At 69.8% G+C, this 22,365-nt stretch carries 21 protein-coding genes; 12 read left to right on the top strand and 9 right to left on the bottom strand.

Annotation, left to right across the window (positions count from 1 at the left end; genetic code table 11):
• Positions 1 to 62 precede the first annotated feature (62 nt).
• Positions 63 to 782 (top strand): PIG-L deacetylase family protein, encoded by a 720-nt coding sequence (locus ACIBG8_RS24340; protein ID WP_397346171.1) that lies wholly within the window; start codon positions 63 to 65, stop codon positions 780 to 782.
• On the opposite strand, the gene ACIBG8_RS24345 is transcribed toward ACIBG8_RS24340, so the two are convergent.
• From ACIBG8_RS24345 to ACIBG8_RS24370, 6 genes are all read right to left on the bottom strand, one after another.
• The gene (locus ACIBG8_RS24345) at positions 779 to 1,465 is read right to left on the bottom strand and encodes a lysostaphin resistance A-like protein (protein ID WP_397345214.1); all 687 of its coding nucleotides are present in this window, start codon (positions 1,463 to 1,465) and stop codon (positions 779 to 781) included. The genes ACIBG8_RS24340 and ACIBG8_RS24345 overlap by 4 nt on opposite strands.
• 10 nt (positions 1,466 to 1,475) lie before the next feature.
• Positions 1,476 to 1,733: a WhiB family transcriptional regulator gene (locus tag ACIBG8_RS24350; RefSeq protein WP_397345215.1), complete on the bottom strand. Its 258-nt coding sequence runs from the start codon at positions 1,731 to 1,733 to the stop codon at positions 1,476 to 1,478.
• A 79-nt stretch (positions 1,734 to 1,812) separates the two neighbouring features.
• Positions 1,813 to 2,430, bottom strand: coding sequence for a neutral zinc metallopeptidase (locus tag ACIBG8_RS24355; RefSeq protein WP_397345216.1), 618 nt, complete (start codon positions 2,428 to 2,430; stop codon positions 1,813 to 1,815).
• The gene (locus ACIBG8_RS24360; RefSeq protein WP_397345217.1) at positions 2,418 to 3,857 is read right to left on the bottom strand and encodes a glutamate--cysteine ligase; all 1,440 of its coding nucleotides are present in this window, start codon (positions 3,855 to 3,857) and stop codon (positions 2,418 to 2,420) included. Before ACIBG8_RS24360 ends, ACIBG8_RS24355 begins: the two co-directional genes overlap by 13 nt.
• A gap of 69 nt (positions 3,858 to 3,926) precedes the next feature.
• Positions 3,927 to 4,562, bottom strand: a complete 636-nt coding sequence (locus ACIBG8_RS24365) for a response regulator (RefSeq protein ID WP_397345218.1) — start codon at positions 4,560 to 4,562, stop codon at positions 3,927 to 3,929.
• A gap of 64 nt (positions 4,563 to 4,626) precedes the next feature.
• Positions 4,627 to 5,832, bottom strand: coding sequence for a PspC domain-containing protein (locus ACIBG8_RS24370; RefSeq protein ID WP_397345219.1), 1,206 nt, complete (start codon positions 5,830 to 5,832; stop codon positions 4,627 to 4,629).
• A 126-nt stretch (positions 5,833 to 5,958) separates the two neighbouring features.
• On the opposite strand from ACIBG8_RS24370, the gene ACIBG8_RS24375 reads away from it, so the two are divergent.
• From ACIBG8_RS24375 to ACIBG8_RS24410, 8 genes are all read left to right on the top strand, one after another.
• Positions 5,959 to 7,425 (top strand): PspC domain-containing protein, encoded by a 1,467-nt coding sequence (locus tag ACIBG8_RS24375; RefSeq protein WP_397345220.1) that lies wholly within the window; start codon positions 5,959 to 5,961, stop codon positions 7,423 to 7,425.
• On the top strand, positions 7,415 to 7,624 hold the full coding sequence (locus ACIBG8_RS24380; protein ID WP_397345221.1) for a hypothetical protein: 210 nt from the start codon (positions 7,415 to 7,417) through the stop codon (positions 7,622 to 7,624). The genes ACIBG8_RS24375 and ACIBG8_RS24380 overlap by 11 nt, the downstream gene beginning before the upstream one ends.
• A gap of 77 nt (positions 7,625 to 7,701) precedes the next feature.
• Complete coding sequence (locus ACIBG8_RS24385) at positions 7,702 to 8,184, top strand: (2Fe-2S)-binding protein (RefSeq protein ID WP_397345222.1); 483 nt, start codon at positions 7,702 to 7,704, stop codon at positions 8,182 to 8,184.
• Complete coding sequence (locus tag ACIBG8_RS24390) at positions 8,181 to 10,505, top strand: xanthine dehydrogenase family protein molybdopterin-binding subunit (RefSeq protein ID WP_397345223.1); 2,325 nt, start codon at positions 8,181 to 8,183, stop codon at positions 10,503 to 10,505. Before ACIBG8_RS24385 ends, ACIBG8_RS24390 begins: the two co-directional genes overlap by 4 nt.
• Entirely contained in the window at positions 10,502 to 11,356 is an 855-nt protein-coding gene (locus tag ACIBG8_RS24395) for an FAD binding domain-containing protein (RefSeq protein WP_397345224.1), read from the top strand. The genes ACIBG8_RS24390 and ACIBG8_RS24395 overlap by 4 nt, the downstream gene beginning before the upstream one ends.
• A gap of 72 nt (positions 11,357 to 11,428) precedes the next feature.
• Positions 11,429 to 12,097, top strand: coding sequence for an SRPBCC family protein (locus ACIBG8_RS24400; RefSeq protein ID WP_397345225.1), 669 nt, complete (start codon positions 11,429 to 11,431; stop codon positions 12,095 to 12,097).
• 52 nt (positions 12,098 to 12,149) lie between these two features.
• Positions 12,150 to 14,825: a CDP-glycerol:glycerophosphate glycerophosphotransferase gene (locus ACIBG8_RS24405; RefSeq protein WP_397345227.1), complete on the top strand. Its 2,676-nt coding sequence runs from the start codon at positions 12,150 to 12,152 to the stop codon at positions 14,823 to 14,825.
• Positions 14,822 to 15,817, top strand: a complete 996-nt coding sequence (locus ACIBG8_RS24410) for a glycosyltransferase (RefSeq protein ID WP_397345228.1) — start codon at positions 14,822 to 14,824, stop codon at positions 15,815 to 15,817. Before ACIBG8_RS24405 ends, ACIBG8_RS24410 begins: the two co-directional genes overlap by 4 nt.
• Here the strand turns inward: ACIBG8_RS24410 and ACIBG8_RS24415 are convergent.
• The 3 genes from ACIBG8_RS24415 to ACIBG8_RS24425 are packed head-to-tail and all read right to left on the bottom strand — an operon-like array spanning position 15,802 to position 18,639.
• Complete coding sequence (locus tag ACIBG8_RS24415) at positions 15,802 to 16,851, bottom strand: sulfotransferase family protein (protein ID WP_397345229.1); 1,050 nt, start codon at positions 16,849 to 16,851, stop codon at positions 15,802 to 15,804. The genes ACIBG8_RS24410 and ACIBG8_RS24415 overlap by 16 nt on opposite strands.
• Positions 16,852 to 16,857: 6 nt before the next feature.
• Positions 16,858 to 17,628: a CDP-alcohol phosphatidyltransferase family protein gene (locus tag ACIBG8_RS24420; protein WP_397345230.1), complete on the bottom strand. Its 771-nt coding sequence runs from the start codon at positions 17,626 to 17,628 to the stop codon at positions 16,858 to 16,860.
• Entirely contained in the window at positions 17,629 to 18,639 is a 1,011-nt protein-coding gene (locus ACIBG8_RS24425; RefSeq protein ID WP_397345231.1) for a sulfotransferase family protein, read from the bottom strand. It abuts the gene before it with no gap.
• Between the two features lie 400 nt (positions 18,640 to 19,039).
• Between ACIBG8_RS24425 and ACIBG8_RS24430 the strand changes: the two genes are divergently transcribed.
• From ACIBG8_RS24430 to ACIBG8_RS24440, 3 genes are read left to right on the top strand one after another with little or no spacing between them, the layout of a single operon-like run.
• On the top strand, positions 19,040 to 19,483 hold the full coding sequence (locus ACIBG8_RS24430; RefSeq protein ID WP_397345232.1) for a hypothetical protein: 444 nt from the start codon (positions 19,040 to 19,042) through the stop codon (positions 19,481 to 19,483).
• A complete protein-coding gene (locus tag ACIBG8_RS24435; protein ID WP_397345233.1) occupies positions 19,480 to 20,598 on the top strand; it encodes a glycosyltransferase family 4 protein in 1,119 nt (372 codons plus the stop codon). Before ACIBG8_RS24430 ends, ACIBG8_RS24435 begins: the two co-directional genes overlap by 4 nt.
• A complete protein-coding gene (locus ACIBG8_RS24440; protein WP_397345234.1) occupies positions 20,583 to 22,337 on the top strand; it encodes a CDP-glycerol glycerophosphotransferase family protein in 1,755 nt (584 codons plus the stop codon). The genes ACIBG8_RS24435 and ACIBG8_RS24440 overlap by 16 nt, the downstream gene beginning before the upstream one ends.
• Positions 22,338 to 22,365: the final 28 nt, after the last annotated feature.

Raw genomic sequence — 22,365 nt, forward strand, 5'->3', positions numbered from 1 at the left:
AGGTTAGGGCGCTGCACCGACAATCGAGGAATGCTCTCCACAGAAGGCCGGTTGACTTGAGCATGCTGACCGAGAGCGACATCACCAGAGTTCTGACCGTGACGGCCCACCCGGACGACGTGGACTTCGGGGCCTCCGGCACGATCGCCCAGTTCGTCGACAGGGGCGTGGAGGTCACATACCTCGTCGTCACGGACGGCGACGCGGGCGGAAACGAGCGCACGCTGGACAACACGGGCATGGCCGAACTGCGCCGCGCCGAGCAGACGGCGGCCGCGAAGTCGGTGGGCGTCACGGACGTGCGGTTCCTGGGTTATGCGGACGGGCGGGTGGTGCAGTCCCTCGACCTGCGCAAGGACATCGCGCGGGTGATCCGCCAGGTCCGCCCCGACGTGGTGATCACCCACACGCCGGAGCGCAACTACCAGTTCATCGCCCCCAGCCACCCGGACCACCGCGCCGTGGGCGGCTCCACGCTGGACGCGGTCTATCCCGACGCGCGCAACCCCTACGCGTTCCCCGAGCTGGTGAAGGACGAGGGGCTGGAGGCGTGGACGGTGCGCGAGGTGTGGCTGACGGGCGGCTCGACCCCGAACCACTTCGTCGACATCACGTCAGCGGTGGACCGCAAGCTCGCGGCGCTGCTGTCCCACGTGAGCCAGGTGAGCCACGTGGACGGCTTCGAGACCTTCGTACGCAACAGATTCGCCCAGGTCGCCCAGGCCGCAGGCCTCCCGGAGGGCAGCGCGGCCGAGGGCTTCCAGGTGGTCCCGACCGCCTAGGACCGGGGCTTGGGGGCGATCCTCGCGAAGAGGTAGCCGAGGGAGTTCGTCGCCAGGTGCAGCATGACCGGCGCGAGCAGCCCGCCCCGCCGCCGCAGCTCGCAGAAGAGAACCCCAGCGGCCGCCGTCGACACCACGCTGCCCGCCACGACCCGGGCTGTATCGACATGGGAGGGTTCCTCCCCGGCCGTCAACGCCCCCAGCGCCGGATTCGCCTTGGCCATGTCCATGGCGGGCAGGATGTGCCAGAGGCCGAACAGGGCCGAGGAAACCGCGGTGGCGGTCCCGGCACCTGAGGTACGGCGGAGCATGCCGTACAACGCGCCCCTGAAGCCGACCTCCTCCAGCAGCACCGTCCCCACCGGCACCTGGAGCAGCGCCTCCTCCAAAACCCGCGCCCGGGTCAGCGACAGCGCCCGCTCGTCGTGGAACAGCGGCCGCGTGCGCGGCACGGCGATGCCGACCGTGTAGACGGCGGCCACCCCCGCGGCCAGCGCCCCACCCGCGGCGGCCCCCCGCGCGCCGTGCTCGAAGCCCAGCTCACGCCACGAAACACCGGACTTACGTGCCATCGCGACGAGCGCCGCCGTGGCCAATGCCGAGGTGATCGGCGCCAGCCGGGGCGCGACGCGGTTGTTCAGGACGTTGGCCGCGGCCAGCACGGCGAGGGATCTGCCCAGCACCCCATGAAGACTAGCTGGCCGCCGGGCTGCGCCACCCCGCGGGGAAGCGGCTGCGCCTGCGTTCCTCCGGCGTCATCCCGCCCCAGATGCCCTCGGACTCCCCGGCGCGCAGCGCGTAGTCGCGGCACTCGGCCAGCACCTGGCACCCCGCGCACACGGCCTTGGCCCTGGCCGCCTGCAGGGGGGACGGCGCGAGCGGGAAGAACAGCTCAGGATCGCTTGACCGGCATGCGCCTTTACGCAGCCAGGTGATCTCGCCCAGTGGCATGGTTCAACCGTAGACGCGGCGCCCGCGGCCCGCATCCCTCTCGCGGTGGACACCCGCATACGCTCAGCGGCGTACGGGCTCAGCAACCTCCGACACCGTCGCGGTATCCGGTCGTGAAGGCGTTCTGCCGCTCCCGTGCCGTCCCGTGCGCCTGCGGGTTGAACCAGTCCTGGCTCGGATCCCCCGCCGCGGCCAGGTTGACCAGCAGCTCGGTGTCGTCGCCCGCCTCCGGCTGCAGCACCTTGGCGGAGACCAGCCCGCCGAGCGCCCCGCCCGCGTAGCAGTCGGCCTGCAGCTCCCGCTGGACGTTCAGCTCGAAGGCGGTGCCGAGCTGCTGCTGTACGGCGTGGCCGAGCTCGTGCGGGATGATCACGTAGACGGAGCCGTCGCCCAGCTCCTCGTAGAGCCCCTTCAGCCAGCCCTTGTCGTAGGCGATGAAGTGCCCGTCGGAGCAGTAGAAGGCGTTGTCGGGCACCGACGGCTGGCCGCCGCACGCCGGTCCGCCGTCCCCGCTGTAGGCGATGAACCCGCGCACCGGCCGGTAGGCCCTGCCGAGCGCGGAGAACTGCTGCGTCCAGAACGCCTCGGTCTGCTCCTGGGCGAGCCGCAGGTCCTCCTCGAACGTGTCGCCGGAGACGTCTGGCGACGTACCGCAGCCGGTGAGCAGGAGCAGGACCAGAAGGATCACACGTCCCATAGATGCACCGGCTCGTTGGTGTGCATGCGGTCGAGGTACTCCAGCGTCATCCTGCGCAGCGCCTCGTGCCGGTCGCCGCCGATGGCCCGCACCTTGTCCACCTGCCACGTGGCCCCGGTGCGCAAGCTGAGGCAGCGCCCCTCGATGACGCTGAGCAGGCGGTCGGCCACGCCCCTGTCGACGCCCCACGCGGCCAGGCCCTCGTGCGCCATCGGCAACAGCCTGCGCAGGATGAGCTCGGAGGCGGGCACCTCGCCCAGTCCTGGCCAGTAGAGGCGGGCGTCGATGCCGTTGCGCGCGGCGCTGTTCAGGTTGTCCTCCGCTGCCGCGAACGACATCTGGCTCCACAGCGGCCGTTCCATGTGCGGCAGGACGCGCATGAGCCCGTAGTAGAACGCGGCGTTGGCCGCGACGTCGACGACCGTGGGCCCGGCGGGCAGCACCCGGTTCTCCACGCGCAGGTGCGGAACACCGTCCACGACCGCGTACACCGGACGGTTCCACCGGTAGACGGTGCCGTTGTGCAGGGTCAGCTCGGGCAGCTCGGGGATGCGCCCCTGCGCCAGGGTCTCGCGCGGGTCCTCGTCCTCGACGAGCGGGAGCAGCGCGGGGAAGTAGCGCACGTTCTCCTCGAACAGGTCGAAGACGCTGGTGATCCAGCGCTCGCCGAACCAGACGCGCGGCCGTACGCCCTGCTCCTTCAGCTCGGCCGGGCGGGTGTCCGTGGCCTGCTCGAAGAGGGCGATCCTGGTCTCGCGGTGCAGTTCCCTGCCGAACAGGTAAGGGGAGTTGGCGGCGACGGCGACCTGGGGTCCCGCGATGGCCTGGGCGGCGTTCCAGTGCGCGGCGAACTCGTCCGGGCTGACCTGGAGGTGCAGCTGGACGCTGGTGCACGCGGCCTCGGGAGCGACGCTGTCGGCGTGGGTGTCGAGGTGTTCCACCCCCTCGATGCGCAGGTGCAGGTCCTCGCCCCGGGCGGCGAAGATCTGCTCGTTGAGCAGCTTGTAGCGCGGGTTGGCCGACAGCGTGCCCTCGGTGAGGTCCTCCTCGCGCAGCGTCGGCAGGATGCCGATCAGCGCCAGGTGGCCACCGACGCTCCGCGCCCGCTCCTCTGCGTGGTTGAGCCTGGCCCTGACGTCGTCCTCGAGCTCGCGCGCGCCTGCGCCGTCCAGGCCGCGCGGGGCGACGTTGATCTCGACGTTGAACTGGCCGAGCTCGGTGGCCCAGTCAGGTTGCTCGATGGCGGCGAGCACCTCGGCGTTGCGCATGGCGGCCTCGCCGTACTCGTCGACGATGTTGAGCTCGATCTCCAGCCCCGCCTGGGGCCGGTCGAACTCGAAGCGGGACTCGCGCAGCATCTGGGCGAAGACATCCAGACACCGACGCACCTTGTCCCGATATTTCCGGCGGTCTTCCCGACTGAACACGACGACTGGCACGTCCCTGCCCATATCCGGAATGTCCCACGCCAAGAGCGTTACGGGAACCCCTGGAGATCAGACGAGACGGCGCGCGGTGGCCCAGCGGGAGAGTTCGTGCCGGTTGGAGAGCTGCAACTTGCGGAGTACGGACGACACGTGCGTCTCCACGGTCTTCACCGAGATGAACAGCTCCTTGGCGATCTCCTTGTACGCGTAACCACGCGCGATGAGTCGCAGCACCTCGCGCTCGCGCTGCGTCAGCGAGTCGAGCTCAGGGTCGATCGACGGCGCCTCGGACGAGGAGAACGCGTCGAGCACGAACCCGGCCAGCCTCGGCGAGAACACCGCGTCGCCGTCGGCCACCCGCCTGATGGCGTCGGTGAGCTCGCGCCCGCTGATGTTCTTGGTGACGTACCCGCGCGCGCCGCCGCGGATGACCCCGATGACGTCCTCTGCCGCGTCGGAGACCGACAGCGCGAGGAAGCGCACCTGCGACCCGGACCCGAGCACGCGGCGCAGCACCTCCTGGCCGCCGCCGCCGGGCATGTGCACGTCGAGCAGCACCACGTCGGGCTCCAGCTCGGCGATGGCCTTCACGGCGGACTCGACGTCCTCGGCCTCGCCGATCACCTGGATGGAGTCGCCCAGCTCGGCGCGCACGCCGGAACGGAACAGCCGGTGGTCGTCGACGATCAGTACCTTCGTGGTCATGAGTCCTCCTTCGTCGGACTCATGACCAAGGTCCCGTGCTTATTTGTGCCCTCGCGATGCTCGGTCACGGTTTCTCCACCTTCATCGTCAACATCACTTCCGTCCCCTCGCCCGGCTCCGAACGAACCCTGGCGGCGCCACCGTGGCGTTCCATTCTCCCGATGATGGACTCCCTGATGCCCATCCGGTCGAGCGGAACCTCCTCGAGGTCGAACCCCTTGCCCCGATCCTTCACGAAAATGGTGACTTCTTCACCCTCCACCTCCGCATAGACCGAAATGACCGGGCTCTCAGAGTACTTCTCCGCGTTCACCATGGCCTGACGCGCTGCCCCCAGCATCGCACCCAGGCGCCCCTGCGCGTCGAGTTCGATGTCGCCGACGCAGACGATCTCGATCGGCACGCCGTGCGCGTCCTCCTCCTCTGCCGCGATCCGCTTCACGGCGGCGGCGAGGGTGGCGTCCGCGTCCTGCTTCGGCTGGTACAGCCAGTTACGCAGGTCGCGCTCCTGCGCGCGGGCGAGCCTGGTCACCTCGCGCGGGTCGTTCGCGACGCGCTGGATCAGGGTCAGCGTGTGCAGCACCGAGTCGTGCACCATCGCGGCGACCTCGGCGCGCTCCTCCTGCCTGATGCGCTCACGCCGTTCGAGCTGCAGTTCCTTCCACAGGCCGGCCAGCCACGGCGTGGCGATGACCAGCAGGCCGCCGACGACCACCGCGGTGAACAGCAGACCAGGCCTGGCCTCGCGCAGCTCACCCTGGGCGTAGAGGAAGCCGCCGCCGCCGATCACGACCAGGGCCACGCCGAGCAGCGTGCGCACCCGGTTCTTGCGCATGCCCTTGGTGGCGCCGGTCATCCAGCTCTTGCGCCGGTCGGGGTCGGCCTGCTGCCAGAGGATCAGCGCGCCGATGCCGCCCACGGCGAACGGCAGCATGCCGATCCCGCCCTGGGAGGCCCCGAGCAGCCAGCTGAAGGCGAACAGCGCGACGCCGATCGCCGAGAAGGCGGCGAGCTGGCTCCAGTCGCGCGCCGGTGCCTGACCTTCGTACGGCTTGCGCGGCGTGATCATCCAGAGCACGGCGTACACGACGACGCCGACTCCGTCCACCACGCTGAGCAGCACGAAGGCCAGCCGGATCACCACGGGATCCAGCCGCAACTGGGTGGCGAGGCCCTGGGCCACGCCGCCCACCAGATGCCCCTCCATCGGGCGCATCAGCCGGCGGAAGGGCGCGTCGCCGGTCTCTCGCAAAGTCTTCTGGTCAGCCATAACACCTGCATCGTCACATGGCGGACGCGCTGTCGGCATCAGGGGACAGCCCTGTTCGCCATCTAGGGGTCGGCTCAGGGGTGTCCCGGATGGAGTTCCCACGCAGGCCAGGCCACGATAGGAGGCATGACAGAAGCGCCTCCGGCAGAACCGGCCGCCCCGCCGCGCACCCTTCAGCGCAGCAGCGAGGGCAGGATCCTCATGGGGGTCTGCTCAGGGCTGGGGCGCTACACGGGGATCGACCCCGTCGTCTTCCGCGCCGCCTTCGCGATCCTCGTCCTGGGCTCCGGCATCGGGATCTTCCTCTACATCGCGGCCTTCCTGCTGATGAAGGAGCCGACCGGCCGATCCGGGCTGGTCGAGCAGTGGACGGGCCGCGACTTCGACGCGGACACGGTCATGGCGCTGCTGACCGCGGTGCTGGGCTTCGGCCTGATGATCAACCTGGCGACGGTGTGGCTCGGCACGGGCACGCTGGTCGTCGGCACGCTGCTGGCGATCGCGCTGCTGGCTGCGCACTCCAACGGGGTGGACCTGATGGGGCTGGCGCGCTCGATGCCCGAGCGGCTCAACCGGCGCCGCACGGCCACCGCTCCCCCGCACGTGGCTCCCCCGATGCCCGACTTCTCCGGCTTCAACCCGCCCACTGCCCCCATGGCAGCGGAAAGGCCCACAGCCGCCTTCGCCGCCGAGGCCCCGGCCGCCGCCACCCGCGTCAACGAGACGCTGGACGCCCCCAGGGAAGCGGCCCCCGGGGAGGCTCCCCCCAGGGAGGAGCCCTTCAGGGAGGAGCCTCCCCGGCAGGAGCCCCGCCCGACCAGCTACGCGCACGGCGAGCCGTTCGCCCCCCGCGGCCCGTACCAGCCGCTGGACCCGCGCAAGCGCGCCGGTTACGAGCCGCCCCCGTACGACTCGCCCTACGACCCGGCCCTGTACGGCAGGCCGATCCCCCCGCAGAAGCGGCAGGAGCGGCAGAAGCGCCCGAGGTCGTTCATCGGCGGCATCACCTTCCTACTCGCAGCGATCATTGGAGGGATCGTCGTGGCGGTCCAATCCACCTCTGGATCAGGACTCAGCATGACCGCCGTCGGCGGCGCGATGCTCATCACCATCGGCGCCGGCCTCCTGGTCGCGACGTGGTGGGGCCGCGGCGCCGGCCTGGTCGCCCTCGGCACCCTGGTGGCGCTGGTCGTGGGGTTCGGCCTGATGTTCGGCGGCGTCCCCAGGAAGATCGGCAGCCCCGTCTGGAACCCGACGAGCGTCGCCGAGGCGAGCAAGCGCTACGAGGTCGGCCTCGGCGACGGCAAGCTCGACCTGACCGACCTGGAGATGACCCCGGGCACGAAGGTGACGTTCAACGCGGAGATCTCGGTCGGCGAGCTCCTGGTGATCGTCCCGCCCGACGCGCGGGTCGAGGTGCACGCCAGGAACAAGTTCGGCGACATCAAGATCGACCACTCGGTGACCGGCGGCGCGGATGTCACGGTCAACGAGGTGCTCACCCCCGACGTGCCCCCCAAGGGAGACGTGTCCACCATCGTGCTGAACATCGACGGCGGCATCGGCGACATCGAGGTGCGCCGTGGCGCGTGACCTCGAAGCCCCGCGCCGCGTGCACAGGACGGACTGGATGGCCCTGCTCAGCGGCATCCTGTTCGTCGTGCTCGGCATCCTGCTGGTGACCGGCGCGCTCACCGAATGGCTGGTCCTGATCCCGGTCGTGGTGGTCGGGCTCGCCTTCGCCGGCTTCGTCGCGATCATCGCCAGGGTGTTCCGCGGGAAAGAGCACTAGAGATAGCACCTTGACCGGCGTAAGTACCGGCGTACGTTGGGCTTTGTCCACCTTTCCTCCGCTAACTGGGAGGACGTATGCCCCGAATCGCCGTCACCGTCGACGGAATCCGCTACGAGGAGGATGTCGAGCCGCGGCTCCTCCTCGTTCACCTACTACGCGAGCGGCTGGGCAAGACAGGCACTCCGGTCGGCTGCGACACCAGCAACTGCGGCGCCTGCACCGTGATGCTCGACGGCAAGAGCGTGAAGAGCTGCTCCGTGCTCGCCGTACAAGCTGACGGGTGCGACGTCGTCACCATCGAGGGCCTGGGCGCCAACGGCGCCCTCCATCCCATGCAGCAGGCCTTCCACGAGGAGCACGCGCTCCAGTGCGGCTACTGCACCCCCGGCATGGTGATGGCCGCGATCGACCTGCTCAGAACAGATCCCGATCCTTCTGAAGAAGCCATCAGAGACGGCCTCGAAGGCAACCTGTGCAGGTGCACGGGCTACTGCAACATCGTCAGGGCGGTACGGCGGGGCGCCCAGAACATGGGCCAGGCGGTGAAGACGACATGACGGAGCAACTGGAGGTCGGCAGGGCGCGCAAGCGCAAGGAGGACGCCCGGCTGCTCACCGGCAGGACCAACTGGACCGACAACATCCAGCTCCCTGGCCTGCTGCACGTCGCCTACCTGCGCAGCCCGATGGCGCACGCCAGGATCACCAGCGTCGACGTGTCAGGCGCCAAGGGCCTGCCCGGCGTGGTCGCCGTCTTCAGCGGGCAGGACTTCGCCGACGAGCAGGGCAGCCTGCCGTGCGCGTGGCCGGTCAGCGAGGACATCGTCATTCCAGACCACCCGCCGATGGCCGTGTCCGAGGTGCGGTACGTCGGCGAGGCCGTGGCCTGCGTGGTCGCGACCGACCGGTACAAGGCGGCGGACGCCCTCGACGCGATCGAGGTCGAGTACGACCCGCTGCCCGCCGTCCTGGACATGAACGACGCGCTGGCCGACGGCAGCCCGAAGGTCCACGAAGCGGGCAACCAGGCGTTCACCTGGAAGTTCGCCCAGGGCGACATCGAGGCGGCGATGCGCGACGCGCCCGTCGTCATCGACAGGACCTACATCCAGCAACGCCTGATCCCCACCGCGATGGAGCCGCGCTCCGTCGTCGCCACCACCGACGGCGAGTCGTTCACGCTGTGGTCGGCCACGCAGATCCCGCACGTCCTGCGGGTGATGCTGGCGCTGACCACGGGCATCGCCGAGCACAAGCTGCGGGTGATCGCCCCCGACGTCGGCGGCGGGTTCGGCTCCAAGCTCCAGGTCACCGCGGAAGAGGTGCTGGCGCTGCTGCTGACCCGCAGGCTGGGCAAGCCGGTCAAATGGACGGAGTCGCGCTCCGAGGGCAACCTGACCGCGCACCACGGCCGCGACCAGATCCAGCACATCACGCTGGCCTGCGAGGCCGACGGACGTATACGCGGGCTGAAGGTGGACCTGCTGGCCGACATGGGCGCCTACCTCATGCTGGTCACGCCGGGCGTGCCGCTGCTGGGCGCGTTCATGTACAACTCGATCTACAAGATGGACGCGCTCGACTTCGGCTGCACCGGCGTGTTCACCACCAAGATGCCCACCGACGCCTACCGCGGCGCGGGCCGTCCTGAGGCGACCTACGCCATCGAGCGCGTCATGGACGAGCTGGCCGCCGAGCTGGGGCTCGACCCCCTGGAGGTACGGCGGCGCAACTGGATCAGGCACGAGGAGTTCCCCTACACCACGATCGCCGGGCTCACCTACGACTCGGGCAACTACGAGGCGGCGACCGACCGGGCGATGGCGCTGTTCGGCTACGACAAGCTCCGCGCGGAACAGGCCGACCGGCGCGACCGGGGCGATCCCGTCCAGCTGGGGATCGGCGTCAGCACGTACACGGAAATGTGCGGTCTGGCACCGAGCAGGGTCCTGGGCAGCCTCGCCTACGGCGCGGGCGGCTGGGAGCACAGCTCCATCCGCATGCTGCCCACCGGCAAGGTCGAGGTCGTCACGGGCAGCTCGCCACACGGGCAGGGACACGAGACGGCGTGGAGCCAGATCGTGGCCGACGCGCTCGGCGTGCCGTTCGAGGACGTCTCCGTGCTGCACGGCGACACCGCGATCTCGCACAAGGGCATGGACACCTACGGCTCGCGCTCGCTGGTCGTGGGCGGCATGGCCGTACTGGCCGCGTGCGAGAAGGTCAAGGACAAGGCCAGGAAGCTGGCCGCGCACGCGATGGAGTGCTCCCCCGACGACGTCGAGTTCGACAGGGGCGCCTTCAAGGTCAGGGGCACCGAGACCCAGAAGACCATCCAGGAGCTGGCGCTGGCCGCCTTCGCCGCGCACGACCTGCCGGACGGGGTGGAGGCCAGGCTCGACGCCGACGCCACGTTCGACCCGGAGAACTTCTCCTTCCCGCACGGCACCCACCTGTGCGCGATCGAGGTGGACACCGAGACCGGCATGTCGAAGATCCGCTCCTATGTCGCCGTCGACGACGTCGGCAGGGTCGTCAACCCGCTGATCGTCGAGGGCCAGGTGCACGGCGGGCTCGCCCAGGGCATCGCGCAGGCCCTGTACGAGGAGGCCGTCTACGACGCGGAGGGCAACCTGCTCACCACGACGATGGCCGACTACCTGCTGCCGTCGGCCGCCGACCTGCCCGACTTCGTGACGGACAGGACGGAGTCCCCCGCGACGTCCAACCCGCTGGGCGTCAAGGGCGTCGGCGAGGCGGGCACGATCGCCTCCACCCCGGCCGTGGTCAACGCCATCGTGGACGCGCTGCGCCCGCGCGGCATCCACGACATCCAGATGCCCTGCACGCCGGAGCGAGTTTGGAGGGCACTGCAATGATCCCGGCGTCCTTCGACTACATCAGACCGCAGTCGCTCAACGAGGCCTGCCAGGCGCTCTCCGGCGACGACGACGCCAAGGTCATCGCGGGCGGCCAGTCGCTGATCCCGCTGCTGCGGCTGCGCCTGGCCTACCCGTCCGTGCTCGTCGACGTCGGGCGCCTGCCCGAGCTGTCCGGCGTGCACGACAGGGGTGACCACGTCTTCATCGGCGCGATGGCCACGCACGACGAGGTGATCAGGTCGCGCGTGGTCAACAACGACGTCCCGCTCGTGGCGTTCGCCGCCGCGACCGTGGCCGACCCGGCCGTACGGCACCGCGGCACGTTCGGCGGCTCCCTGGCGCACGCCGATCCGGCGGGCGACCTGCCCGCCGTCGTGCTGGCGCTGGACGGCGTCTTCGTGGTCAGGTCGGCGGACGGCGAGCGGGAGATCCCCGCCGCCGACTTCTTCGCCGACTACCTGGAGTCGACCATGGAGGCGGGCGAGATCCTGGTCGGCGTGAAGATCCCCAAGCTCGGCCAGGGCTGGGGGTTCCACTACGAGAAGTTCCACAGGACCGCGCAGGCCTGGGCGATCGTCGGCGTGGCCGCCGCGGTCCGCCGGTCCAACGGCGCGATCCAAGAGGCGCGGATCGGCCTGACGAACATGGGGCCGACCCCCGTGCGCGCCAGGGCGGTCGAGGCCGCGCTGCAGGGTGTGGAGCTCGGCGACGCGGTGCGTACGGCGTGCCAGGCGGCGGACGCGGATACCTCCCCGCCCGCCGACCTGCACGCGCAGCCCGACTACCGCAGGCACCTGGCCCGGGTGCTCACGCACCGGGCGATCCTGGCGGCGGCCGGAACGCCCTGACCACCGAGGGAGGCGCTCGCTCGCGCGGGTGCCTCCCTCCGGCGTAGTGTCGTAGACAGAAGGAGCGGATCGATGGCGATGCGGTTCGAGCACGAGTTCTCCGTCCCCGTCCCGGTCGAGCAGGCGTGGGCGGCGCTGCTCGACGTCGAGCGCGTGGCGCCCTGCCTGCCCGGCGCGACGCTCGACATCGTCGAGGGGGACGAGTTCACCGGCAGGATGAAGGTCAAGGTCGGTCCGATCACCGTCACCTACCGCGGCACGGCCGGGTTCGAGGACGTCGACAAGGACACCTACTCGCTCAAGCTCAAGGCGTCCGGCCGCGAGGCCAGGGGCTCGGGCACGGCGGAGGCGACGGTCGCGGCGGCGCTCGCCGCCGAGGACGACGGCGGCACCAGGGTCAGGGTCGAGACGACGTTCAACGTCACGGGACGGCCGGCGCAGTTCGGCAGGGGCGTGATGTTCGAGGTGGGCGGCAAGCTCATCGACAGGTTCGCGGTCAATCTGGCCGAGCTGCTCGCCGAGGAGCCCCAGGAGACGGAGAGGCATCTCGCCGCGGTTCCTGAACCCGCGGCCGACAACCATCCCGTCGGCACGCTGCGCACCTCGCGCACCCCTGACGAGGAGGCGCTCGACCTCATGGAGATCGCGGGCGCGCCGATACTCAAGCGCGCCGCCCCGATCGTCGGCGCGCTAGCACTGCTGGCGCTCCTTGTGTGGGTCATCCGGCGGATGCTGCGGTAATAATCCCACCAAGTCCGGACACATCCCCCGAAGACGGGGAATGCCTCCTGACATGCCGCGATGCACCGTTGTCGTCATCACCTTCAACGACGCCACCAGACTGCCCAGAGCGGTCCGGTCGGTACTCGGCCAGACCCTGCGCGACCTCGAGGTCGTCATAGTTGACGACGCCTCGACGGACGGCACCGAGCGGGTGGCCGCCGAGCTCGTTCGCGCCGACCCGCGCGTGCACTACCTGCGCCGCGAGCGCAACAGCGGCGGCTGCGGCGCGCCGCGCAACGACGGCATCGACGCGGCGGTCTCGCCGTACATCATGTTCCTGGACAGCGACGACGAGCTGCCCAGGCACGCGTGCAAGAGCCTGCTGACCGAGATCGAGCGCACCGGCGCCGAGTTCGTCTCCGGCCAGATCTCCCGGCTGTACGAGGAGACCGGCAGGCTGGAGCGCTACTACCCGTGGCTGTTCGCGGGGCGCCGGGTGGTCGAGGGCATCCGCGAGGAGCCCGAGCTCTTCCTGGACGGCTTCGCCACCAACAAGCTGTTCAGCGTGGACTTCCTGCGCAGGCACGTGCTGCGCTTCCCCGAGGACATCCACTACGAGGACCACGTCTTCAGCGCCGAGCTCTACGCGGCCGCCACCCGCTTCGCCGTCGTGCCGTGGGTGGTCTACCACTGGTACCGCGCGCCGGAGGACACCTCGATCTCGCTGAGCATCAAGGAGATGGCCAACGTGCGCCACCGCGTGGCCGCCGCCGAGATCAGCGACCGGATCCTGCGCGACCACGGCATGGGCGACCTGGTGCCCGACCGCCAGCACCGCTTCCTGCGCCAGGACCTGCGCGTCTACCTGAACCCGCTGCCCGGCCGCGACCTGGTGTGGGCCAAGGAGTTCGCCTCGGTCGCCAGGCCGTACCTGGAGCAGATCCCCGCCGAGGTGATCGACCGCACCGAGCCCATGGTCAAGGTCTGCTGCCACCTGATCCTCGACGAGCGCATCGACGACCTGCTCGTGGCGGCCCGCTCGCTGTCCGGGCCCAAGGCGCCGCCGCGCGCGGCGCTGCAGCACGAAGGGCGCACCTACTGGGGCACCACGCTCGACCCTGGCATGGACATCACCGCGCTGCACCTGGCCGAGCTGCCCTACACCGCCAGCAGGCTGCGCCACGAGATCACCGAGATCGCGGCGGACGGCGAGGCGGTCACGATGACTGTGCACACCTACGACCCGTTCTGCGCGCTGCCCCCCGAGTGGAAGGCCACCTTCAGGTACGGCTCGCGGCGCATCCCCATCACCCCCAAACCGGCCGGCGAGGGCGGCTACATCAGCGAGATCACCTTCGTCCCGACGGCCAAGTGCGACCCGCGCATCGGCTTCACCAGGAGCTCGGACGGACACACGACGACCGACCGGCTGCTGGTCGACCCGAACCTGGAGCCGCTGGTGCTGGACAGCGGGGTTGTCGTGAAGGCCGAGGGCACCTCGGCGTTCCTGCGGGTGACCGTACCGGCGGCCAGGCCGTCCCTGCTCAGGCAGCTCAAGCGCAAGGTGATCGCCAGGCTGAGCACGCCGGAGCTGAAGCTGAAGGTGTACAAGGCGCTGATCAGGGTCGTGCCGCAGCGCAGGAACCTGGCGCTGTTCGAGGCCGACTGCGGCAAGGGCTACACCGGCAGCCCGCGCGCGATCTACGAGGAGCTGCGCCGGCGCGACCTGGACGTCGACGTGGTCTGGTCGGTGGCCAGGCGCAGGTCCGACTTCCCCGCCGACGCCGGGAAGGTGCGCCGGTCGAGCTGGCGCTACATCTGGACGATGGCCCGCGCCGGCATCTGGGTGGACAGCCACGGCTTCCCGCTCGACTACCCCAAGCCGCCGCGCACCCGCTACCTGCAGACCTGGCACGGGCAGGGCATCAAGTCGATCGGCTTCGACGCGCCCGACCTGCGCTCCGACTTCGCCCAGCCGCGCGAGCAGTGGCGCAGGGCGATCGCCAGGTGGGACGCGCTGATCTCGCCGGGACCCGAGTTCGAGCGCACCTTCGTCCGCGCCAACAACTTCTCCGGACCGCTCCTGCGGTACGGCACGCCGCGCTGCGACGCGCTCGTCCGCGGATCCGAGGCCGAGGGCGTGCGCGAGCGGCTGGAGATCCCGCCCGACCGCAAGATCCTGCTCTACGCGCCCACCTACCGCGACACGGCCAAGGGGTCGGGCAAGTCGGTGCGCGCCGACCTGCGGCTGATGGCCGAGGCGCTGTCCGACGAGTGGGTGCTGATCCTGCGCACGCACCCGGTGGAACGGTACAAGGTGCCGCAGGACGTCAGGCACTTCGTCCGCCCGGCCGGGTCCTATCCGGAGATCAACGACCTCATGCTGGTCTCGGACGCGCTGATGACCGACTACTCCTCGGTGAGCAGCGACTACGCGGTCACCGGCAAGCCGATGCTCTTCTACATCGACGACTGGGACGAGTACCGGCTCAACGAGCGCGGCGTCTACCACGACCTGCCCGCGATCGCCCCTGGCCCGTGCGTCACGACGACCGAGGACCTGGTCGACTGCATCGCGAACCTGCCCGCCGTACACGCCTCGTTCGCCGAGAAGTACGCGGCCTTCCGCGAGCTGTGGTGCTCGCAGGAGCGCGGCAACGCCTCGGCCCGGGTGGTCGAGGACTTCTTCGCCGTGCCGCTGACCGTCCACGAACCGGCCTCGAACTTCCTGTGGGGTGCACCGTGACCGTTGTCTTCGCCTGCGTCGACGCCGACACGCTCGGCGGCATCCAGCAGGTCACCCACACCCTGGCCCAGGGCATGGCGGAGCGCGGGCACGAGGTGCACGTGGTCGGGCTCGACCCGACGGCCGCGCCGTTCACCTATGTCGAGGACCCGCTGTACGGCAGGCTCTCCCCCAAGCGGCTCGACGCGCTGTCCGACGGGTTCATCGTCATGACCTCGCCCGGTGTGGTCACCAGGCTGGCGGGCATGTACGGCGAGCTGCGCCCGATCGGCCAGTACCACGGCTCCTACCAGCACGCCCGCGGCTGCGCCCACCTCGGCTCGATCCGCAAGAACTACGGCGCGCTGGACCAGGCGGTGTTCCTCAGCGAGGACGACGCCTGGCTCTTCTCCGAGCACGCGCTGCTGCCCAACACGTGGGCGCTGCCGAACCCGCTGGCGACCTGGCCGTCGACGGTGTCTTCCCTGGAGACCCCGCGCGTGCTCGGCGTGGGGCGGCTGGAGGGGGTCAAGCGCTTCGACCGGCTGATCAGCGCGTTCGCCCTGGCCAGCGCGCCGCCGTGGGAGCTGCACCTGCTGGGCGACGGGGCGGAGCTGGGGCGGCTGCAGTCGCACGCGGCGCGGCTCGGGGTGGCCGACCGGGTGGTGTTCCGCGGCCGGGTCCCGGTATCGGAGATGTCAGCCGAGTACGCCTCGGCGGCTCTCCTGGGGTTGTCGAGCGAGCACGAGGGGCTGCCGCTGGTGCTCGTCGAGGCGGCCGCGCACGGGGTGCCGTCGGTGGCGTTCGACGTGTCGGGCGGCGTGCGGTCCGTCGGGCCCGTCCTGGTGCCGCCGGGCGACGTGGAGGCCTTCTCCTTGGAGATGGGCCGCCTCATGGGCTCTACAGAGGAGCGGCGGCGCCTGGGCGCCGCCGCTCGGTCACGCGTGGAGGTGTTCCGCCTGTCGAACGTGCTCGACCGGTGGGACGAGCTCTTCGCTCACATCACGCGCTGAGGCAGGTCGGCCGACGTCGCCCGCTGCTGCGGGAACCCGGCCAGCGTCTGCTGCCCCTTGGTCAGCAGCGCGGCGACCGGGCTCGGCTCGCGCAACCTGTTCAGCCGGTCGCGCATCCCCTTGCGCTTCCTGGCGGCCTTCCTGCGCTGCATCGTCTTCTGGAAGGCGATCACGTGCTCCCTGGCCGCCTTCGGCGCGCCGCTCAGCTCGTAGCCGTGCGACTCCAGCCGCTCGGCCAGCATCTGCTCGGTGAGCGAGATCTCCCAGTCGTCCAGCCGCTTGGCCCAGCTGCCCACCCGCGACCTGGTGACCTCGCTGTGGGTGTTGCTGTGCCAGACCTTGTGCAGCGGCACGGCCACGCTGGCCGCCTCGCGCGGCGAGACCATGGCCGGGTCGTAGTCCTCTTCGAGGAAGTGGCAGAGCTTCTTCAGCTCCGTCTCGGTGTCGTCGGTGAGGTCCTCGTACCGCAGCTCGTAGTAGCTGTCCTCGGGCATCGTCTTGGACAGCCTGCGCCCGGCGTCGATGGCCTCCGCCCAGGTCGAGGCGGCGTGGAAGGAGTCCAGGGTGTACCAGGGCATCTCCTTCAGCGACGCCACGCAGTCGCGGCCGTCCCTGATCAGGTGCACGAACTGGGCGTCGGGGAACAGGCGCGTGAGCAGGTCGACCTGCTTGACGTAGCTCGGCCGCTTGTCGCCCCAGCGGGCCTTGCCGAAGCGCTCGGCGTACATCTTGAACGCGGTGCCGATCACCGAGCCGAGGCTGCCGGGGCCCTCGGCCGCCTGCCGTACGAACTCCTGCCTGTCGATCCCCAGCTCGCGGAACTTCGTGCTGCGGTCGGTCGAGATCCACTCGGCCAGGGAACGACGGCGGTCGGCCAGGCGCATGTCACCGAACACGCGCCGCTTGTAATAAGCGGGAACCAGGAAGCGGGTCTCCGGAGCGACCGCGATCCGCGGGTGCGAGTGCAGCATGAGCTGCAGCATCGTGGTGCCCGAACGTGGACAGCCGATGACGAACACTGGCCGATCTGACATGTGGTTCTAACCCCCGATAAGCACGTGGCTCTTCTGCGGAACCGCCGTCGCCCGGCGGGTGAAGAGCCACATCCGATACACGACGAAGATCTCGTTGACGAGCAGCAGCGCGCTGGCTGCCACCGAGACGGGAATGAGCGCTGCCGCGCCGATCAGCGGGGCGATGACGAACACCGCCGCGTGGAACTCGATGCCGCTGATGAGGTGCGACCTGACCCTGCGCCGGGCCAGGAATCCGTTGAGCCTTCTGAAGAAGGACGGCCGGTTTCTCGGAGCTCTCTCCTCCTGTGAGATGGTTTCCCGCACCACCTCGCGCACGCGCTTCATCTGCGGCGCGTTCACGTACCTGAACAGGTCGAGCACCGCCACAGCCGCGCCCAGCAGGACGTAGGCCACGTCGCCCGTGAGCACGTACTGCCCGTAGGCCAGGCCGGCGGCGCAGAAGACCACCCTGATCCGGTCGCCCACATAGTCGAGCCAGAGCCCGAACGGCGTCCCCGTGCCCTTCAACCGCGCGATCTTGCCGTCGACACAGTCGATCATGAAGCTCAGGTAGAACAGCACCGCCCCGGCCACCAGGCCGTCCGTGGCGAAGCACGCCGCCGACAGCGCACCCAGGAACAGCGAGAACGCCGTCAGCGCGTTGGGCGTGACCCGCGTGTGGTTGGCCAGGACCAGCGCCACCCGGCACGCCAGCGGGTCGACGAAGTACACCGTCCACCACGAGTCGCGCGGCTTGCGGGTGGCCAGGACGTCGGCGAGCGAGTATCCGCCCATTCAGCCCACCTTCATCGGCACGCGCTGCCCGCTGGTCAGCATCGCCGCCACGGGACCGGGCTCGCGCACCCGGTTGATCCGGTCGCGGAACTGCTTGCGCAGCCTGCTGAGCGAGCGCTTGCGCGCCGTCTGCCGGAACGCGGCGACATGCGCCTTGTCCGCCTCTCCCGCCATTCCGGTCAGCTCGTACCCGTTGGCCTCCAGGCGCTCGCCCAGGACCTCCTCGCACAGTGCGATCTCCCACGGTTCCAACCTGTTCGCCCAGCTACCGACCCGTGCCCTGGTGACCTCGCCGTGCGTGTTGCTGTGCCAGACCTTGTGCAGCGGTACGGCGACGCCGGCCGCCTCGCGCGGCGAGCACATGGCGGGGTCGAAGTCCTCGCCCAGGAAGTGGCAGAGCTTCTTCATCTCCGTGGACGGGTCGTCGGTGACGTCCTCGTAGCGGAGCTCGTAGTAGCTGTGCTCCGGGAGCGACTTCCTGAGCTTGGCGCCCGCGTCCATCGCCTCGGCCCAGGCGGAGACCGCGTGGAAGGAGTCGAGGGTGTACCAGGGCATCTCCTTGAGACTCGACACGCAGTCGCGGCCGTCCCTGATGAGGTGGACGAACTGGGCGTCGGGGAAAAGCCTGGAGAGCATGTCGACCTTGCGGACGTAGCTGGGACGCTTGTCACCCCAGCGGGCCTTGCCGAAGCGGTCGGCGTACATGCGGAACGCGGTGCCGATCACCGACCCGAGACTCGCGGGGGCCTGCGTGGCCTGCCGTACGAAGTCGTGCTTGTCGAGGCCCAGGTCACGAAATTTCGTGCTCTTGTCGTACGCGATCCATTCGGCGAGCTTCCGCCGGTTCTGCGGGTCGCGCATGTCCCCGTGCACGCGCCGCCTGCTGTAGGCCGCCTCGAGGAACCGCGTCTCCGGCGGAACCGCCATCCTCGGGTGCGAGTGCAACATGAGCTGCAGCATCGTGGTGCCGGAGCGTGCACATCCGACAACGAATACCGGCCGATCCGACATGTGTTCTACCCCCCGTTACTCTCCAACACGAACGGCTGCGCGTCTGGCTGACGGGCCCGCCTCCCTGTTGCGAACGAATCTGGCCGAACGGGCGGAGGATGCCCCCGCATCCTCCGATCGCACGGTCACGAGGCTCCGGAACAGGTCCTCGCGGATCCAGCATGGACACCGAGAGTTCCAACACGATTACTCTCTGGAACTAATGGAGAATGTCCATGCCTCTTCTTGACCTTCAATTACCTGCGGCCCGCGATCGCGCCGCCGGCGGCGGCTGATCATCGCCGGACCATGAGGACCTGTGCTTTGCGGTCGGGATCCGCAAACTTTCCCGAAAGCCGCCTGAGTCCTGCGAGCCCGCTGTGCCTTGATGTGAGTGATCGGTTCGCCCAGAGGAGCTCCTATGCCAGAACCACCTCACGCCGAGGTCATCGAGGTTTGGCCGCGCGATCGAGCCATCCGCATCGTCGGCAGCCTGCCGCCCACGGCCGGCGCGCCGGCCAAGGGATGGCGGCTGCAGGTGAGCTGCCGTCCGGGCCAGCGATACGCCTGGCTGCGAAGGAAGCGCAAATACCCCGTCACCGTCACCGGCGACCGCTTCGACGTGGTGGTTCCGCTCGAGTCGCTCCCCATCCCGTCGCGGATGCGCCCGGTCGAGTCGTGGGACCTCCACCTGCGCCTCCCGCGGCACGCGCCCTTCAGGCTGGGCGCGCACGAGGACGGGATAGAGAACAAGGAGAAGATCATCACCTTCCCCCCGCAGAAGAGGGGCGAGGCCACGGTCCGGCCGCTCTTCGTCACAGGAAACCATCTGATCATCCGCTGCCGCCTGAGGGGCGGCCGATGAGGATCACCTACCTGCTGCTCACGGCGTACGGCATGGGCGGCACCGTCCGCACCGTGCTCAGCCAGGCGAACACCATGGCAGAGAACGGGCACGACGTCGAGGTCGTCAGCGTCTGCAGGACCCGCCGGGTGCCCCACTTCCAGATCAGCCCCAAGGTCCGCGTGCGCCGGCTGATGGAGACCTCGCTCGCCGAGCCCGACGTGTCGCCCGTGCTGGCCGAGAAGCTCATCCCGTTCCTCCGCGAGGAGCGCGACGGCATCCTCGTCAGCACCCGCCCCTCGATCGGCCTGCTCGTCGCCGAGCACACCACCTCGGACGTCATCAAGGTCACCCAGGAGCACACCCCGCTCTTCTCGCGGAGGGACGAGATCCAGGAGGCCATCGCCCGCACGTACGGGGCCTTCGACGCCATCGTCACGCTCACCGACGAGGACGGCGCCGCCTACGCCCGCTGGTTCGACACCGTGACGAGCATCCCCAACGCCGTCCACACCACGGACGTCCCGAAGACCGATCACCAGAGCAAGACCATCATCACGGCGGGACGGCTGGTCGGCGTCAAGGGCTACCCGCTGCTGCTGCGCGCCTTCAAGCAGGTCGTCGCCCGCCACCCCGACTGGCGGCTGCGGATCTACGGCAACGGCTGGCAGCAGGAACGGCTACGCCGGATCGTCGTGCGCAACCACCTCTACAACCACGCGTACGTGCTGCCCTCGACCACCGACCTCGACGCCGAGCTGGCCAGGTCCGCGATCTTCGCGATGAGCTCGCGGTCCGAGGGCTTCCCGATGGTGTTGCTCGAAGCGATCAACTGCGGGCTGCCGGTGGCCAGCTTCGACTGCCCGGTCGGTCCCCGGGCGATCGTCACCCATGGGCACGACGGGCTGCTCGTCGCGCCCGGCGACGTCGACGCGCTGGCACAGGCGCTGATCCAGCTGATCGAGGACGAGCCGCTCAGGCGCCGCATGGGCGCCAACGCGCTGGCCACGGCCGCCCAGTACGCGCCCGAGGCGATCCACCCGCGCTGGGAGCGGCTCTTCGAGGACCTCACCGCGCGCAGGCACGCCGACCCGACCACTCGTACGCAGGAGGATTCTTCATGCGCCTCGCACTAGCGTGGATGATCGTCGCCGCATACCCCGTCATGGTGCTCACCGGCCTGTGGCCGTCGCCGTGGCTGTTCGCCCCGGCCATCGCGCTCACCTACGCGGGCGAGATCGCCATCCAGCAGGCGGTGCCGCGCATCGGGCAGACGCTGGCCAGATGCCACCTCAAGGCCGGGTTGCGTTCGCGGATCAGGGAGCTGGCCGCGTTCCTGCTGCTCATCCAGGCGGGGCAGGCGGAGTCACCCTGGTTCGCCCCGCTGGCTGCCGGGCTGCTGGTCGTCCACTGGCTGTGGGCGGCGCAGACCGACCGGGCGCTGGCCCTGCTGAAGCGGCACAGGGAGATGGCGCCGGTCGAGACGCTCAACATCGACCTGCCGCCGCTCGGGCCCATCGCCGACCCGCCGGCGATCCTCACCCACGAGCGCGGCAAGCTGCGCCGCCGCCTGGAGATGCTCCTCGTCGGCTCGATCACCGTCGCCGTCCTGCTCGGCTCCACCTGGCTCGCGGCCGTCGCCGTGGCCGCCGTCCTGCTCCTGGAGACGGCCGGGATCGTCGCGCTCTCCCTCCACCTGCGCAGGATCGCCGGGATCGACGGGCGCGACCTCGTCCCCATGGTCGACGAGGCAGTGTCGCGCTACAACCCGCAGGTCATCGTCTACTTCTCCGGCTCCACCACCTCGGCCTACCAGGTCAACATGTGGCTGAGCACGCTGGAGCGGGTCGACGCCCGGGTGGTCGCCGTCCTGCGCGAGCGCAGGGTCTTCCAGCGGCTGGCGCCCACGTCGCTGCCCGTCGTGTGCTCGCCTGGCTCGGTCGACACCATGAGCTTCAGCTGGATGAACACGGCCAAGGTCGCGCTGTTCCCGGCCAACGCCGGCAAGAACATCCACATGCTGCGGGTCGCCGGGGTCACGAGCGTCTTCATCGGGCACGGCGACAGCGACAAGGAAGCGTCGTTCAACCCCTACTCCAAGGTCTACGACGAGATCTGGGTCGCCGGGCAGGCAGGGCGGGACAGGTACCTGCGCGCCCAGGTCGGCGTCCAGGACTCCCAGATCGTCGAGGTGGGCAGGCCGCAGCTCGACACCATCAGCTCCCTCCGCACCCGCCGGCCGTACAGCACGGTGCTCTACGCGCCGACCTGGGAGGGCTGGAGCGAGGACCTGCAGCACACCTCGATCATCGGCATGGGGCCGAAGCTCGTGCGCGCGCTGCTCCGCGAGAACGTGCGGGTCATCTACAAGCCGCACCCGCTGACCGGCGAGCGCGACTCGGCGGCGCGGCTGGCGCACGCGAGGATCGTGCGGATGATCGAGCGCGCGGACACGTCGGGCAGGCCGTACGAGCACCTGGTCGTGGACGGGCCTGAGCCACACCTGTACGACTGCTTCAACGAGGCCGACCTGCTGGTCAGCGACATCTCCAGCGTCATCGCCGACTTCATCGCCAGCGGCAAGCCGTACGCCGTGACCAACGTGGCCGACCGGCCGGCCGGCGAGTTCCGCGACCGCTACCCGACGACGCAGGCCGCCTACCTGATCGGCCCGGCGCTCGGCGGCCTGCCCGAGGCGCTCGCCGCCGCTCAGGACGAGCACGACGCGATGGCCGCGGAGCGGCTCAGGGTCAAGACCTACCTGCTGGGGCCGGACGAGCCGGACGCGTTCACCCGGTTCAACGACGCGATCAACAGGCTCGTCGGAGACGACGCGACCGTCGGGCGCGAGATGCCGGTGGGCGTCGGAGGTTAGCCTCAAGCACCGCATGGCATGCGTTTGG

Origin of the sequence: Nonomuraea sp. NPDC050556, from assembly GCF_044457355.1 — a bacterium.
Taxonomy (GTDB): Bacteria; Actinomycetota; Actinomycetes; order Streptosporangiales; family Streptosporangiaceae; genus Nonomuraea.

Excerpts from the sequence above, each read along its gene's own strand:
- ACIBG8_RS24340 (WP_397346171.1), top strand. The coding sequence starts at position 63 with ATGCTGACCGAGAGCGACATCACCAGAGTTCTGACCGTGACGGCCCAC.
- ACIBG8_RS24350 (WP_397345215.1), bottom strand. The coding sequence starts at position 1,733 with ATGCCACTGGGCGAGATCACCTGGCTGCGTAAAGGCGCATGCCGGTCA.
- ACIBG8_RS24355 (WP_397345216.1), bottom strand. The coding sequence starts at position 2,430 with ATGGGACGTGTGATCCTTCTGGTCCTGCTCCTGCTCACCGGCTGCGGT.
- ACIBG8_RS24365 (WP_397345218.1), bottom strand. The coding sequence starts at position 4,562 with ATGACCACGAAGGTACTGATCGTCGACGACCACCGGCTGTTCCGTTCC.
- ACIBG8_RS24370 (WP_397345219.1), bottom strand. The coding sequence starts at position 5,832 with ATGGCTGACCAGAAGACTTTGCGAGAGACCGGCGACGCGCCCTTCCGC.
- ACIBG8_RS24375 (WP_397345220.1), top strand. The coding sequence starts at position 5,959 with ATGACAGAAGCGCCTCCGGCAGAACCGGCCGCCCCGCCGCGCACCCTT.
- ACIBG8_RS24385 (WP_397345222.1), top strand. The coding sequence starts at position 7,702 with ATGCCCCGAATCGCCGTCACCGTCGACGGAATCCGCTACGAGGAGGAT.
- ACIBG8_RS24390 (WP_397345223.1), top strand. The coding sequence starts at position 8,181 with ATGACGGAGCAACTGGAGGTCGGCAGGGCGCGCAAGCGCAAGGAGGAC.
- ACIBG8_RS24395 (WP_397345224.1), top strand. The coding sequence starts at position 10,502 with ATGATCCCGGCGTCCTTCGACTACATCAGACCGCAGTCGCTCAACGAG.
- ACIBG8_RS24400 (WP_397345225.1), top strand. The coding sequence starts at position 11,429 with ATGGCGATGCGGTTCGAGCACGAGTTCTCCGTCCCCGTCCCGGTCGAG.
- ACIBG8_RS24405 (WP_397345227.1), top strand. The coding sequence starts at position 12,150 with ATGCCGCGATGCACCGTTGTCGTCATCACCTTCAACGACGCCACCAGA.
- ACIBG8_RS24415 (WP_397345229.1), bottom strand. The coding sequence starts at position 16,851 with ATGTCAGATCGGCCAGTGTTCGTCATCGGCTGTCCACGTTCGGGCACC.
- ACIBG8_RS24420 (WP_397345230.1), bottom strand. The coding sequence starts at position 17,628 with ATGGGCGGATACTCGCTCGCCGACGTCCTGGCCACCCGCAAGCCGCGC.
- ACIBG8_RS24425 (WP_397345231.1), bottom strand. The coding sequence starts at position 18,639 with ATGTCGGATCGGCCGGTATTCGTTGTCGGATGTGCACGCTCCGGCACC.
- ACIBG8_RS24430 (WP_397345232.1), top strand. The coding sequence starts at position 19,040 with ATGCCAGAACCACCTCACGCCGAGGTCATCGAGGTTTGGCCGCGCGAT.
- ACIBG8_RS24435 (WP_397345233.1), top strand. The coding sequence starts at position 19,480 with ATGAGGATCACCTACCTGCTGCTCACGGCGTACGGCATGGGCGGCACC.
- ACIBG8_RS24440 (WP_397345234.1), top strand. The coding sequence starts at position 20,583 with ATGCGCCTCGCACTAGCGTGGATGATCGTCGCCGCATACCCCGTCATG.